Source organism: Streptococcus infantis, from assembly GCF_047460875.1.
GTDB classification, from domain to species: Bacteria; Bacillota; Bacilli; order Lactobacillales; family Streptococcaceae; genus Streptococcus; species Streptococcus infantis_AA.
In genome coordinates, this window is the sequence record NZ_JASHFI010000001.1 from 1 (window position 1) to 15,593 (window position 15,593).

Genomic DNA, 15,593 nt, shown 5'->3' on the forward strand with positions numbered 1-15,593 from the left:
CATAAGATTCTTTCTAATGATGGTTTGGTCACTTTTCATTATAGGTCTTATGGGACTTTTTTTCTACAACAAAATAGGCTCCATAATTCCTATGGTGGTTTTACCCACTACAGAAATTATAGAGCCTAAATTACCTTCCTTTATCAGGGAGGTAGTTTTTGATTATGTTAAAACACAACATTAAAGTGTTATACATTCTAGTCCCAAGTCAGTCTTAAGTAAAATTCGAATGTTTATACTGTAAGAGTTTTTTTCTAGCCTAAAAAATGGTATAATAGCATGTAAAACTAGAAATAATAAGGGAAAATAAAAATATTTTTCCGAAAGATAGGTGACATATGAAAATAAGTAAAAGGCACCTGCTGAATTATTCCATTTTGATTCCTTATCTACTTTTATCCGTTTTAGGATTGATTGTAGTTTATTCGACAACTAGTGCGTCCCTCATCCAGGAAGGAAAGAGTGCATTATATCTAGTGCGAAATCAGGGGATTTTCTGGATAGCCAGTTTATTCTTAATAGCCTTAATCTATAAATTAAAACTAGGATTTCTCCGTAATGAGCGATTGATCTTTATTGTCATGTTTGCCGAGCTGATTCTTCTAGCTCTAGCACGTTTAATCGGTACTCCCATCAATGGAGCCTATGGCTGGATCAAGGTTGGACCGGTCACGATTCAACCAGCAGAGTATCTAAAGATTATTATCATTTGGTACTTGGCTCAACGTTTTTCAAAACAACAAGATGAGATTGCGGTTTATGACTTCCAAGTTTTAACCCTTAATCAGTGGTTGCCAAGAGCCTTTAATGATTGGCGTTTTGTCCTCTTGGTCATGATTGGTAGTTTGGCAATCTTCCCTGACCTTGGAAATGCAACCATCTTGATTTTAGTATCCTTGCTCATGTATACCATTAGTGGGATTGCCTATCGCTGGTTCTCAACTATACTGGGACTGCTGGCTGGAACATCCATTCTTTCCTTGACTGCCATTCGGTTTATCGGTGTTGAAAAATTCTCAAAAATTCCTGTATTTGGTTATGTTGCCAAGCGTTTCAGTGCTTTTTTCAACCCCTTTAATGACCTAGCGGGATCTGGGCATCAGTTGGCTAATTCTTACTATGCAATGGTTAACGGTGGCTGGTTTGGTCTTGGATTAGGAAATTCCATTGAAAAAAGAGGTTATCTACCAGAAGCTCATACAGACTTTGTCTTTTCGATTGTGATAGAGGAGTTTGGATTTGTAGGAGCTAGTCTTATTTTGGCTCTTCTATTCTTCTTAATTCTTCGTATTATTTTGGTTGGTATTCGAGCGAGAGATCCTTTCAACTCAATGGTGGCAATCGGTATTGGTGGAATGATTCTGATACAGGTATTTGTTAACATTGGCGGTATATCAGGCTTGATCCCTTCAACAGGGGTAACCTTCCCCTTCCTATCGCAAGGAGGAAACAGTCTCTTGGTCCTATCAGTAGCCATCGCCTTTGTGTTGAATATTGATGCCAGCGAAAAACGTGCCAAACTCTATCGCGAATTAGAAGCGCAACTCTAAGACATAATATGACAAGGAGAAAAAAATGTCTCTTCAAAAGTTAGAAAATTTTAGTAACAAAGCTGTCGTACAAGAAGAAGTGCAAATCTTGACAGAAATGCTCGAAGATATTACAAGAAACATGCTTGCACCAGAGACCTTTGATAAAATCATGCAGTTAAAAGAACTTTCGACTGCAGCAGACTATCAAGGACTTGATAAAGTGGTAACTAGTCTATCAAACGATGAAATGGTCTACATTTCAAGATATTTCTCTATCTTACCACTCTTAATTAACATTTCCGAAGACGTAGACTTGGCTTACGAGATTAACCACCTAAATAATGTTGATCAAGATTATCTGGGTAAATTGTCTACAACTATCAAAATGGTGGCTGAGAAAGAAAACGCTAGAGAGATTCTCGAGCACCTGAACGTGGTGCCTGTTTTGACAGCCCATCCTACTCAGGTACAACGTAAGAGTATGTTGGACTTGACCAATCATATCCATACCCTTTTACGTAAATATCGTGACGTGAGAATGGGCCTCATCAACAAAGAAAAATGGCACAATGATCTTCGTCGCTATATTGAGATTATCATGCAGACTGATATGATTCGTGAGAAGAAACTGAAAGTAACCAACGAAATCACAAATGTGATGGAATACTACAATAGTTCCTTCCTTCAGGCTGTTCCTAATCTGATGCTTGAGTACAAGCGCCTAGCAAAAGAACAGGGAATTGACCTAAAACAAGCTAAACCAATTACAATGGGAATGTGGATCGGTGGAGACCGTGATGGAAATCCATTCGTGACAGCTGAGACACTTATGCGTTCAGCTACCATTCAAAGTGAAGTGGTTTTGAACTATTATATCAGTAAGATTTCTAGTCTTTATCGTACCTTCTCTCTTTCAACGAATTTATCAAAAACTAGCAAAGCGGTTGAAGAAATGGCTGCTCAGTCTGGAGATACATCAGTCTTTCGTGAGAAAGAACCCTATCGTCGCGCCTTTCATTTGATTCAATCCAAATTGATTCAAACACTCTTGAATTTAAAAGAATGGTCTGTTGTTGGCTCGTCAGCTGATGAACGTCATCCTGTTGAACGTCTTCTAGGTACTCAAGGACATCAACAAGGAGTGATTACAGACTATATTAGTAATCGACTTTCAGGAGCTATTCAAGAGCTAGCTGAAGATCGTCCACCATTTTACGAAACAGTTGAAGAGTTCAAAAAAGATCTATATACCATTAAGGATTCATTACTTGAAAACAAGGCAGAGTCCTTGCTTACTGGTGAGTTCGCCGAGCTTTTAGAAGCTGTAGAAGTCTTTGGTTTCTTCTTGGCTTCCATCGACATGCGTCAAGACTCAAGTGTTCACGAGGCCTGTGTGGCAGAATTGTTGGCATCTGCTGGAATCAATGACCACTATAGTGATTTGTCAGAAGATGAAAAATGTGACTTACTTTTACATGAGTTATTAGAAGATCCTCGAATCTTGTCTGCAACCCATGCTGAGAAGTCTGAACTACTCGAAAAAGAGTTAGCTATTTTCCAAACAGCACGTGAATTAAAAGACCGTTTGGGAGAAGATGTCATTCGTCAAACGATTATCTCTCACGCAACCAGCGTATCAGATATGCTTGAATTGGCAATTATGCTCAAAGAAGTCGGTCTTGTGGATGCTGAAAAAGCGCGTGTTCAGATTGTACCACTCTTTGAAACGATCGAAGACTTGGATCATTCTGAAGAAACTATGAGAAAGTATTTCTCTCTACCACTTGCTAAGAAATGGATTGCTTCAAAAAACAATTACCAAGAAATCATGCTTGGCTACTCTGATAGTAACAAGGATGGTGGTTATCTATCCTCTTGTTGGACACTCTACAAGGCTCAACAACAATTGACAGCCATCGGTGATGAGTTTGGTGTTAAGGTAACCTTCTTCCACGGTCGTGGTGGTACAGTTGGTCGTGGTGGTGGCCCTACTTATGACGCTATTGCCTCACAGCCACTTAAGTCTATCAAAGATCGTATCCGTTTGACCGAGCAAGGGGAAGTGATTGGAAATAAATACGGAAACAAGGATGCAGCTTACTATAACCTTGAAATGTTGGTTTCAGCAGCAATCAACCGTATGATTACTCAAAAGAAGAGCGACACTAATACTTCAAATCGCTATGAGGCAATTATGGATCAGGTTGTAGGTCGTAGCTATGATATTTACCGTGAACTTGTATTCGGAAATGAACATTTCTATGATTATTTCTTTGAGTCTAGTCCGATCAAGGCGATTTCAAGTTTCAATATTGGTTCTCGACCGGCCGCTCGTAAAACCATCACTGAAATCGGTGGTCTGCGCGCTATTCCTTGGGTATTCTCATGGTCACAAAGTCGTGTCATGTTCCCAGGTTGGTATGGTGTTGGTTCAAGCTTCAAGGAATTTATTGACCAAGATCCTAAAAATATTGAAATCCTTCGTGACATGTATAAAAATTGGCCTTTCTTCCAGTCACTTTTATCTAATGTTGACATGGTCTTGTCTAAGTCAAATATGAATATTGCTTTTGAGTACGCACAACTTTGTAGCAGTGAAGAAGTCCAAGCGATCTACCATACTATCTTGGATGAATGGCAGTTGACCAAGGATGTCATTTTGGCTATCGAAGGGCAAGACGACCTCTTGGCTGAAAACCCATATTTGAAAGCCAGTCTAAAATATCGCATGCCTTACTTCAATATTCTAAACTACATCCAGCTTGAGTTAATCAAGCGTCAACGTCGTGGGGAGCTATCTACACATGAGGAAAGATTGATTCATACGACCATTAACGGAATTGCTACTGGATTGCGTAATTCGGGCTAATTTCCATCGTCTTTTTCGAAAAATCCGTAGGAATTTTACTTTTTTTAAAAAATAATTCATAAAATTACTTGACAAGTTTTAGTAAAATGATATAATTTAACCATTCAGAAAGTAATCATTGAAATTTTTTAGAGAATCTGTGGTTGGTGGAAACAGATAGATGAAGGTGATGAAAATTGGGCTGAATGTTATAAAGAATTTGAAATCATAAGAATTCGGTGCGCACACCTTACAGTGCAACTCGTGAAGCGAGATTGAGAGATAGGGGTATTCCCTATAATTGAGGTGGCACCGCGCATCGACGTCCTCACACAAGTTTTTTGTGTGAGGACTTTTTCTATGGGGAGGAAAAAATTATGGAAATCAAACGATGGCGACGCTTGGTTAAGCGATTTAAAAGGTAAAATTAGAAGAAAGAATTGAAAAATAAGGAGAAATAAAATGAATAAACGATTAATGGGAATTATCGCAGCATTAGCGGTTTTAGTTGGTGGAAGCCTAATCTACTCTACTCTAACAAAACGAGAAACAAAGACCGAAACAACTAATAAGACAGCCAAGGTTGGTGTTCTTCAGTTTGTCAGCCATCCATCACTCGACTTGATTTACCAAGGGATCCAAGATGGACTTGCTGAAGAAGGCTATAAAGGTGACCAAGTTAAAATCGACTTTATGAACTCAGAAGGTGACCAAAGTAAGGTTGCTACAATGAGTAAGCAATTAGTCGCAAACGGAAACGATGTAGTTGTTGGAATCGCAACACCAGCAGCGCAAGGTCTCGCAAGCGCAACAAAAGACCTTCCTGTTATCATGGCAGCAGTAACAGACCCAATTGGTGCTAACCTCGTAACAGATTTGAATAAACCAGGTGGGAACATCACTGGAGTTTCTGACCACAACCCTGCTGAACAACAGGTTGAATTGATTAAAACTTTGACACCTGATGTCAAAACAATTGGTGCCCTTTACTCAAGTAGCGAAGATAACTCTAAGTCACAGGTTGAAGAGTTCAAGGCTTACGCTGAAAAAGCTGGCTTAAAAGTCGAAACATTTGCTGTTCCATCAACTAACGAAATCGCTTCAACAGTTAACGTTATGACTGGAAAAGTAGATGCAATCTGGGTTCCAATTGACAACACAATCGCATCAGCATTTTCAACGGTTGTTTCAAGTAACCAAACAGCTAAAAAACCAATCTACCCAAGCGCAACAGCAATGGTAGAAGCAGGTGGTTTGGCATCAGTAGTTGTGGACCAACATGACCTTGGTGTTGCTACTGGTAAGATGATTGCTAAAGTATTGAAAGGTGAAAAACCTGCAGATACTCCAGTCAATGTCTTCTCAACTGGTAAATCAGTTATCAACAAAAAATTGGCTCAAGAACTTGGAATTACAATTCCTGAATCAGTCTTAAAAGAAGCTGGTCAAGTGATCGAATAAGAAAACGGGAGGAGTTGGATACATCTCCTCCAATTTTTAAAAGAAGGAAATGAATGTAACATGATAGTATCGATTATTTCACAAGGATTTGTCTGGGCTATCCTTGGCTTAGGAATCTTTATGACCTTTAGAATCCTCAACTTCCCAGATATGACAACTGAGGGCTCCTTCCCACTAGGAGGAGCAGTTGCAGTAACACTGATTACTCAAGGGGTTAATCCTTTTCTTGCTACCTTGGTAGCTGTTGGAGCAGGTTGTCTTGCAGGTTTAGCGACTGGTTTACTCTATACTAAAGGTAAAATTCCAACTCTCTTGTCAGGAATTCTAGTCATGACTTCCTGTCATTCTATCATGCTCATGATTATGGGAAGGGCTAACCTTGGTCTCTTGGGAACTAAGCAAATTCAAGATGTTCTTCCATTCTCATCTGAGGTTAATCAATTATTTACAGGATTGATTTTTGTAACTTTGGTTATTTTAGTGATGCTTTTCTTTTTAGATACTAAATTGGGGCAAGCTTATATCGCAACAGGGGATAATCCGGATATGGCTCGTAGTTTTGGTATCAATACTGGCCGTATGGAGCTTATGGGCTTGGTCTTGTCAAATGGTGTTATAGCTCTTGCTGGTGCCTTAATTGCCCAACAAGAAGGTTATGCAGATGTTTCTCGTGGTATCGGGGTTATCGTTGTTGGTCTTGCTAGCTTGATTATCGGTGAAGTACTCTTTAAGAGTCTTACTCTAGCAGAACGTTTGGTTACCATTGTTGTTGGTTCTATTAGCTACCAATTCCTAGTTTGGGGAGTTATTGCTCTCGGCTTTAACACAAGCTACCTCAGACTGTATAGTGCTCTTATCCTAGCAACTTGTCTTGTAATTCCAACCCTTAAGGATAAATATTTGAAAGGAATCAAGTTAAGCAAATGACAGCAATTGTAGAATTAAAAAATGCCACAAAAATTGTGAAGAATGGCTTTGACGAGGAGAAGATTATCCTAGACGATGTTTCGCTTGATATTTATGAACATGACTTCATCACAATCTTAGGTGGAAATGGAGCAGGGAAATCAACACTCTTTAATAGCATTGCGGGAACTCTGCCCTTGACTAGTGGTAGTATTCGCATCATGGGTGAGGATGTGACGAACTTTAGCCCTGAAAAACGTGCCAAGTATCTTTCTCGTGTCTTTCAAGATCCAAAGATGGGAACAGCTCCACGTATGACTGTTGCAGAAAACCTTTTGATTGCTAAGTTTCGTGGAGAAAAACGTGGTCTATTTCCAAGAAGACTGTCAGCTTACAAAGAAGAATTTCAAGCAACCATTGAGAAGGTTGGAAATGGCCTAGAGAAGCACTTGGATACCCCCATTGAATTTTTGTCAGGTGGACAAAGACAGGCCTTGAGTCTCTTAATGGCAACCCTAAAACGTCCAGAACTCCTTTTATTGGATGAACATACAGCAGCTCTTGATCCTAAAACAAGTGTAGCCTTGATGGAATTGACAGATAACTTTGTCAGCAAGGACCATCTGACAGCGCTTATGATTACCCATCATATGGAAGATGCTCTCAAGTATGGAAATCGTCTCATTGTCATGAAAGAAGGCCGAATCATCCAAGATTTGAACAAGGATGAAAAAGCTAAAATGAAGATTTCAGATTACTATCAACTGTTTGAGTAGATGATTTTTAAATCAAGTATTATTAAAAACTTAGAGGTGAATTTTTTACTTCTAAGTTTTTTAGTATTACTAGCTGTCCACAAAATCAGTGGCTATGTTTTCCATAGCTACGTTCAGATCCTACACTAATTTTCACCTCAACTATAAGGTATTTTTATTTTCACATTCTGATGAAAAAATTAAAATCGCTCATCTAGTTTACTACTTCAAACTCCTAGTTTTTTTCTGCTAATAATTCATATAATTATTTTGGGAGGTCAATCATGAAATATGGGTACACGAAGATTTCGACAAAGGGACGAAATCTGGATTAGAAGTTGCAAGCCTTGGGAAATTAGGGTGTGAGAAGATTATTACAGACAAGAAATCAGGAAAAAATTTTGTCCGGAAGAGATACCGGCGTTTGGCGAGATAGTTACGGGGGGAGGATGAGCTATACATCAAATCAAATGATTGCTTGGAACGCAACTATGAATAAATTATTGAACAGTAGTTCACTCTAACTGTAAAAAAAGAAATAGAAATTATTGTCCTTGATCTTCCCTTACTCAACACGAAGGAGCAGGTCAATGGTCTAACAGGGAAGTTCTAATCAGAGCTGCTACTTCAAATTATTAGTTTTGTAGCACAAGTAGTGCCCAAGAATATCAGAAAACGATAACAAGAAGGCATTCAAATTGCAAAAGATAAGGAAGTTCAGTTTTGTAGAAGAAGCTTGGAAATATCTGATGAAGCTAGAGAGAGTCTTTAGAGTTATTGCAATGGATAAATCTCCTTACTTAGAAAATGTGCTAAACTGATCGGAGTGTGCCATATGACGGTGGCCAAGTGGATCAAGGAGTTAGAAAAATTGAGAATCTCTTGTAAAGAGCGCAAATCTCTTCATAATTTCTTTCTTTTGACTTGGAAAACAGGTGAAAAGGTGCTATAATAAATCAACCGTAAAAAAAATACGATTAAGGAGTTTGGTCATGTTACAACGTTTTTCGGTGAAAAATTTCAAAAATTTTAAAAATGAATTTGTTTGGGATTTATCTGCTGGTAAATATAATTTTAATTCTGAAAGTATTAAAAATGGGATTGTGAAAAATTCTGTTCTTTATGGGAAAAATGGATCAGGAAAATCTAATTTGACCTATGCGGTGATGGATATTACCACTCATTTAACAGATTTTATGAAACAAGAAAATCACTACAATCAATATATAAATTTTGATAGTACGGATGATTTTGCTGTATTTTCTTATGAATTTAAGTTTGATCAAGACCGAGTCGTTTATCACTATAAAAAGAAAAATATGACAGAGGTATTTGATGAGGAAGTCTATATCAATGATAACTGCGTTATCTTTGAAGATTTTCAAGCAGGTAGGCGTGTAGTCCAATTGGTTGGCGCAGAAAATTTAAATACAAAAACGAGAGATCTCTCCTTATCTTTTGTGAAATACATATTTAATAACACAAATTTAGAACTATCAGATGAAACAAACAGTATTTTTTTGAAGTTTAAAGAATTTGTTGAAGGGATGTTATTCTTTGGTTCGGGAACATCAGAGGGAAATTTTTACCAGGGATTTAAATCGAGTCAAGGTTATATCGCATCAGCGATTGTGGATGCAGGTAAATTAGAAGAATTAGAACATTTTTTGCATGAATTTGATATCAACTATTCATTGGAACGAGGGGAAGATTCTGAGGGAAATTCTGTTATTATGGTTCGTTTCAAAAACCGTACAGTTAATATCTATAGTGTGGCATCACATGGGACTAAAGTGATAATGATTTTCTTCTATTGGATGATTCAACTTAGTGATATAACATTTTTGGTTGTCGATGAATTTGATGCCTATTACCATAATGAAGTTTCGGAAACCATTTTGAAAAAGATCAGAAATGGAGAAGTTCAATCCGTGTTCACAACTCACAATACAACCATCATGTCGAATGATTTGTTGAGACCGGATTGTTATTTTATCGTACAGAACAACCAGATTAAGGAACTGTCTTCTCTAACCGTGAAAGAATTACGGATGGCTCATAATTTGGAAAAGATGTATAATGCAGGTGCTTTTGATGAGTAAGAACAGGATTGTTTTTGTAGTTGAAGGAAGAATAGCTGAACCAAAACTTTTATCAGAAATAGCTAAATCAATCGGGATTGAAGCATCACAGATCTATCCTTATGAAACAAATATCTATTCTCTCTATCGTCATTACACAGAGTATAAAGAATCATTTGCGAATGAAGCAGATGATGTTGACCTATTTTCTTACATTCTTGAGTTAGAAAGTGAGAAAGAAAAAGACGAACAAAATGACATTGTCAACTTATCTCGTAGGGAAGTTTCGGAAATTTATTTGTTTTTTGATTTGGATGGCCATCATCACAGTTCTAGATCTGATTTAGACTTTGATCAGAATATGAGAGAAGTCGCGGCGATGATAAATGAATTTTCAAATGAAACAGGTGCAGGGAAGTTGTACATCAGCTATCCAATGGTAGAGGCTCTCAAGCTCTATCAGAAAAAGATTTCTGATAAAGTAGCTTTTTATCATTTTAAATTAGATGAAAAAAAGACTAAGTCTGGTAAAACTTTTAAGGCTGTTTGTGAAAATCACAAAGATCATTTTAATTTTGGACAAGCCTTTAGTGAGCAAGATATTGAATGGATTAAACTCTACCATCTCTTACTTAGTCGGGAGATTTATCAATTATCAACTATTGACTTTAAAGAGTATCGTGCAAAAATTTCTACTAGAGAAACATTTGAAAAACAATTGAATACTTTCAAGTGTAATGAAAGAAGCTTTGTCTTTAGTAGTGTAGCGGAATTCTTGCTAGATTATATGAAGGAAAAAGATTTCCCAGATCGAGCAAGTTTTCAGGATTGCGAAAGAGAGATAGTAGATAAATGGAATGATACAGAAGGAGCATAAAAACAGTAGATCGTAAGGTGGAAAGTTTTTTTGTATTAAAGATATAATTGAAATCGAAATCATCCTTCTTATTTCTACCTACCACAATTTATAGTATAATCAATATATGGTTCTATAAATTTAATAAGAGTAAGGAGATAAAATCATGGCATATACACAAGAAGATTTTCAGGAATGGATTTTTCAAATTGGATTTAAGATGGATTATTTTACAAGAGAGTTTGCGGAGAAAGAAGGGCTAAATTTAGACTATAGCATTCAGTCCTTGGATGATTTGGAGGCTTGGATCTTGACGCACTATGAAGACCACCATGCTTTGATAGCAGACCGCAAGATGTTGGATTATTTGACAGTTTATATCGGCGAAACCTTTCGCAAACACCTAGGAGGTAAATGGTTTATTGACCTTAAAAATAAAAAGAATGCCTATTATTCAATGCCTGTATTGACCGATCCATCTTATAGAGGAGTGGTATACAAAGCACCATTGACTTATGCAACGGCTTGCATCAGTAGAAAAGATGGTCAGTATATTAGTAGAATATTGAAAAACAACCTCGAAAATCAAGTAAAATAGGATTGAATTTATTCTAATCTTTTACAACTATTAGAATGATTTGCTCAGAAGATTCACTTTTACATGATAGCTGGAAATTTATGAAATAGTATCATGTAAAGTGTATGAAATGGTTTACTTTTTTTCAGAAATAAGCTATACTAGTTAAAGTAAACTGTGATAAAATGGAGGTATTGTCTATGGTTGACAAGAGACTCATCGAAGAGATCAAAAACAATACCAATATTGTCGAAATCATAGGAGAAGTGATTTCCTTACAAAAATCTGGACGGAACTTTTTAGGGCTCTGTCCTTTTCATGGTGAAAAGACCCCTTCCTTTAACGTGGTCGAAGATAAGCAATTTTACCACTGCTTTGGATGTGGTCGTTCTGGAGATGTTTTTAAGTTTATCGAGGAGTATCAGCAGGTAACCTTTGCGGATGCGGTGAGGATATTAGCTGAGAGACTTGGGATTCAGATGGCAGCGCCTGTTCATAGTTCTGTACAGCCTAGTTCACCCCATCAAAATCTCTACGATATGCATGACAAGGCTGCTCGGTTTTATCATGCCATCCTCATGACGACGAAGATGGGTGAGGAAGCGAGGAACTACCTCTATAAACGTGGCTTAACAGATGATGTTCTCAAGCATTTTATGATTGGTTTGGCTCCAGCAGAACGCTCTTATCTCTATCAACGTTTAGCAGATGATTATAGCGAAAATGACTTGCTGGATTCAGGTTTGTTTTATCTATCTGAGAGTAATCAATTTTTTGATACTTTTCATAATCGCATTATGTTCCCGCTCTCAAATGATCAAGGAAAGGTGATTGCCTTTTCTGGGCGAATTTGGCAAGAAACTGATTCTCAAACTGGAAAGTATAAAAATAGTCGAGCGACGGCAATTTTTAACAAAAGTTACGAATTATATCATTTGGAGAGGGTAAAAAAAGGCTCGGGCAAGGCTCCTGAAATCTACCTGATGGAAGGATTTATGGATGTCATTGCGGCTTATCGTGCTGGTATTGAAAATGCAGTTGCTTCTATGGGTACCGCACTGACGAGTGAACATGTGGAGCATCTGAAACGCTTTACCAAAAAAGTGATCGTCACCTATGACGGAGATAAGGCTGGGCAAGCTGCGACGGCTAAAGCCTTGGATGAGCTTAAAGATATACCTGTCCAAGTCGTCCAGATTCCTGACGCAATGGATCCGGATGAATATTTGCAGAAAAACTCTCCTCAAGACTTAGCTTATCTATTAACCAATACACGCATTAGTCCTGTTGAGTTTTACATTCATCATTTCAGACCTGAAAATAGTGAAAATCTACAAGCCCAGATTGAATTTATAGAGAAAATTGCCCCCTTAATCGCCAAGGAACCTTCTATCACAGCTCAGAATTCCTACATTCACATTTTGACGGATCACCTGCCATCTTTTGACTATCAGCAAGTCGAACATATTGTCAATGAAAGTCGTGTTAGACAGAGAAAGGAGAAGGTCAAGGAGACCTATAGTCCGAGTCCTGTCACTATGTCTGTTACCAAGCAGCTGACAGCAGTGATGAGAGCGGAAGCCCATATCCTCTACCGAATGATGGAACATCCCTTGGTGGTCAATGACTACCGCTTAAGAGAGGATTTTATCTTTGAAACTCCAGAGTTTCAAACCTTGTATGGACTCTTGATTGATAATGGAAGTATCTCATCTGAGGATTTGGCTCATCAGACCAGAGAAGTGGAGAGTGCGTGGTATCAAGTTCTAGCCTTGGATTTGCCACCTGAGATGTCCCCTCACGAGTTAGCCGAAGTGGAAGAGTCTCGAAAAAGAGCTCTTTTGAATCAGGAAAATCTGCAAATTAAAAAGAAAGTTCAGGAAGCTAGCCATGTCGGTGATACAGACACTGCATTAGAAGAGCTAGAACGCTTAATTGCCCAAAAAAGAAGAATGGAGTAAGAATGGCAACAAAACAAAAAGAAGTAACAACCTTTGACGTCCAAGTAGCGGAATTTATTCGCAATCATAAAAAAACTGGTACAGCAACTGATGATGAAATCAATAACGCCCTCGTAATTCCCTTCACTTTAGATGTGGAAGGTATTGAGAATCTTTTGCAACGCATTCAAGATGCTGGTATCTCAATTACGGACAACGAAGGAAATCCAAGTGCGCGTGTTTTGAGCACTGAGGAAGAACCAGAGTTGACTGATGAAGATTTGATTGGTTCAACCTCAGCTAAGGTCAATGACCCAGTCCGTATGTATTTGAAGGAAATTGGGGTTGTGCCTCTGCTTACAAATGAAGAGGAAAAAGAATTGGCCCTTGCAGTTGAAGCGGGTGATATCGAAGCTAAACAACGCCTTGCAGAAGCGAACCTTCGTTTGGTAGTATCTATCGCTAAACGTTATGTTGGACGTGGAATGCAGTTCCTTGACTTGATCCAAGAAGGAAACATGGGCTTGATGAAGGCCGTTGATAAATTTGACTACTCTAAAGGATTCAAATTCTCAACTTATGCGACTTGGTGGATTCGTCAAGCCATTACTCGTGCAATTGCTGACCAAGCTCGTACCATCCGTATCCCAGTTCACATGGTGGAAACCATTAACAAGCTTGTTCGTGAACAACGTAATCTTCTTCAAGAGTTGGGACAAGATCCAACTCCTGAACAAATCGCCGAACGCATGGATATGACACCTGATAAGGTCCGTGAAATCCTTAAGATTGCCCAAGAGCCGGTTTCTCTTGAAACACCTATCGGTGAAGAGGATGACAGCCACCTTGGTGATTTTATCGAGGATGAAGTGATTGAAAATCCAGTAGACTACACAACTCGTATCGTTTTGCGTGAGCAGTTGGATGAAGTGTTAGACACATTGACAGACCGTGAAGAGAATGTCTTGCGTCTCCGCTTTGGTCTTGATGATGGGAAAATGCGTACTCTTGAAGATGTTGGTAAAGTCTTTAACGTAACACGTGAACGTATCCGTCAGATTGAAGCCAAAGCTTTGAGAAAACTTCGCCAGCCAAGTCGAAGCAAACCACTTCGTGATTTCATTGAAGATTAAGTTAAGGGAGAGTGAAGATGGCTTATACAGAAGAACAAATCGAAAATATCAAAACACGTATTTTGACAGCCCTAGAAGAAGTGATTGACCCAGAGTTGGGGATTGATATTGTCAATCTAGGCTTGATCTACGAGATTCGTTTTGATGGCGATACAGGTGAGACTGAAATTGATATGACCTTAACAACCATGGGTTGTCCTCTGGCAGATCTCTTAACTGACCAAATCTATGATGCTATGACAGATGTTCCAGAGGTTACTAACGTTGAAGTCAAATTAGTTTGGTATCCAGCTTGGACAGTTGAGAAAATGAGCCGTTATGCTCGTATTGCTTTAGGTATCAAGTAAGTATATTATGAAAAGAGAAATAGTGTAGACGCCAGGAATTCCCAGCTTTTATGCTATCTCTCTTTTTATTTGCTGATTTTATTTGAATAAAATGGTATAATGGTTACTATGGAAAAAGAGAAATTACGCATCAACATGCTAAGTTCAAGTGAAAAGGTGGCTGGCCAAGGTGTGTCTGGTGCTTACCGTGAACTGGTGCAGCTTTTGAAACGAGATGCGAAAGACCAACTGATCGTAACCGAAAATCTTCCAATTGAAGCGGATGTTACTCATTTTCATACGATTGATTTCCCTTATTATCTCTCGACCTTTCAGAAAAAACGTTCTGGACGTAAGATTGGCTATGTTCACTTCTTACCGGATACCTTGGAAGGTAGTTTGAAGATTCCATTCTTCTTAAAGGGGATTGTCAAACGCTATGTGTTTTCTTTTTATGACCGTATGGAGCATCTGGTAGTGGTCAATCCTACCTTCATTGAGGATTTGGTTGCTGCTGGAATTCCACGTGAAAAAGTGACCTATATTCCTAATTTTGTCAACAAAGAAAAATGGCATCCACTTCCTATAGAGCAAATTGAACAACTTCGTAAAGATATGGAGATTGATGAGAATCAGTTTGTAGTCGTTGGTGCAGGTCAGGTTCAGAAGCGTAAAGGAATCGATGACTTTATCACTCTAGCTGAGGAATTACCTGATATCACTTTTATTTGGGCTGGTGGCTTCTCTTTTGGGGGAATAACCGATGGTTATGAGCGCTATAAAAAGATTATGGATAACCCTCCTGAAAATCTAATTTTCCCAGGGATTGTTGATCCAGAACGGATGAGAGAACTCTATGCCTTGGCTGATCTTTTCTTGCTTCCAAGTTATAACGAGCTCTTTCCAATGACTATTCTAGAAGCTGCGAGTTGTGAAGCACCCATTATGCTTCGTGATCTAGACCTTTACAAGGTCATTCTAGAAGGAAATTACAGACCAACCACCGATGTGGAAGAGATGAAACAAGCTATTGTGGAATATCGAGAGCATCCAGAAGCTTTGAAAGAGTTAAAAGAAAAGGCCAAGGCTATTTCAAGAGAATACTCAGAGGAGCATCTCCTTGAAATCTGGCTAAAATTCTATCGGGAACAAGCGGCTTTAGGAAAAAAATGAGGTAG

13 protein-coding genes are annotated in these 15,593 nt (G+C 38.4%); all 13 read left to right on the forward strand.

Annotated elements, in window-relative coordinates; translation table 11 throughout:
- Positions 1 to 184 (forward strand): hypothetical protein (locus tag QM887_RS00005; protein ID WP_414269963.1); only part of this gene is annotated, 184 nt, incomplete at its 5' end.
- Positions 185 to 338: 154 nt separating this feature from the next.
- Positions 339 to 1,550 carry a cell division peptidoglycan polymerase FtsW gene (ftsW, locus tag QM887_RS00010; protein ID WP_414269964.1) on the forward strand — a complete coding sequence of 404 codons (1,212 nt, stop codon included), beginning with the start codon at positions 339 to 341 and terminating at the stop codon, positions 1,548 to 1,550.
- Positions 1,551 to 1,575: 25 nt separating this feature from the next.
- Positions 1,576 to 4,401 (forward strand): phosphoenolpyruvate carboxylase, encoded by a 2,826-nt coding sequence (gene ppc / locus QM887_RS00015; RefSeq protein WP_414269965.1) that lies wholly within the window; start codon positions 1,576 to 1,578, stop codon positions 4,399 to 4,401.
- A gap of 441 nt (positions 4,402 to 4,842) precedes the next feature.
- On the forward strand, positions 4,843 to 5,841 hold the full coding sequence (trpX, locus tag QM887_RS00020; protein ID WP_414269966.1) for a tryptophan ABC transporter substrate-binding protein: 999 nt from the start codon (positions 4,843 to 4,845) through the stop codon (positions 5,839 to 5,841).
- 60 nt (positions 5,842 to 5,901) lie between these two features.
- The gene (locus QM887_RS00025; protein ID WP_414269967.1) at positions 5,902 to 6,768 is read left to right on the forward strand and encodes an ABC transporter permease; all 867 of its coding nucleotides are present in this window, start codon (positions 5,902 to 5,904) and stop codon (positions 6,766 to 6,768) included.
- Positions 6,765 to 7,523, forward strand: coding sequence for an ABC transporter ATP-binding protein (locus QM887_RS00030; RefSeq protein ID WP_414269968.1), 759 nt, complete (start codon positions 6,765 to 6,767; stop codon positions 7,521 to 7,523). Before QM887_RS00025 ends, QM887_RS00030 begins: the two co-directional genes overlap by 4 nt.
- 971 nt (positions 7,524 to 8,494) lie before the next feature.
- A complete protein-coding gene (locus tag QM887_RS00035; RefSeq protein WP_414269969.1) occupies positions 8,495 to 9,604 on the forward strand; it encodes an AAA family ATPase in 1,110 nt (369 codons plus the stop codon).
- A complete protein-coding gene (locus tag QM887_RS00040) occupies positions 9,597 to 10,460 on the forward strand; it encodes a hypothetical protein (protein ID WP_414269970.1) in 864 nt (287 codons plus the stop codon). Before QM887_RS00035 ends, QM887_RS00040 begins: the two co-directional genes overlap by 8 nt.
- 145 nt (positions 10,461 to 10,605) lie before the next feature.
- Entirely contained in the window at positions 10,606 to 11,037 is a 432-nt protein-coding gene (locus QM887_RS00045) for a hypothetical protein (protein WP_414269971.1), read from the forward strand.
- 179 nt (positions 11,038 to 11,216) lie between these two features.
- Positions 11,217 to 12,977, forward strand: coding sequence for a DNA primase (gene dnaG, locus QM887_RS00050; protein ID WP_414269972.1), 1,761 nt, complete (start codon positions 11,217 to 11,219; stop codon positions 12,975 to 12,977).
- 2 nt (positions 12,978 to 12,979) lie between these two features.
- Positions 12,980 to 14,089 carry an RNA polymerase sigma factor RpoD gene (rpoD, locus tag QM887_RS00055; protein WP_000201894.1) on the forward strand — a complete coding sequence of 370 codons (1,110 nt, stop codon included), beginning with the start codon at positions 12,980 to 12,982 and terminating at the stop codon, positions 14,087 to 14,089.
- Positions 14,090 to 14,106: 17 nt separating this feature from the next.
- Complete coding sequence (locus QM887_RS00060) at positions 14,107 to 14,436, forward strand: metal-sulfur cluster assembly factor (protein WP_000331926.1); 330 nt, start codon at positions 14,107 to 14,109, stop codon at positions 14,434 to 14,436.
- Positions 14,437 to 14,544: 108 nt separating this feature from the next.
- Positions 14,545 to 15,588 (forward strand): glycosyltransferase family 4 protein, encoded by a 1,044-nt coding sequence (locus QM887_RS00065; protein ID WP_414269973.1) that lies wholly within the window; start codon positions 14,545 to 14,547, stop codon positions 15,586 to 15,588.
- Positions 15,589 to 15,593 lie beyond the last annotated feature (5 nt).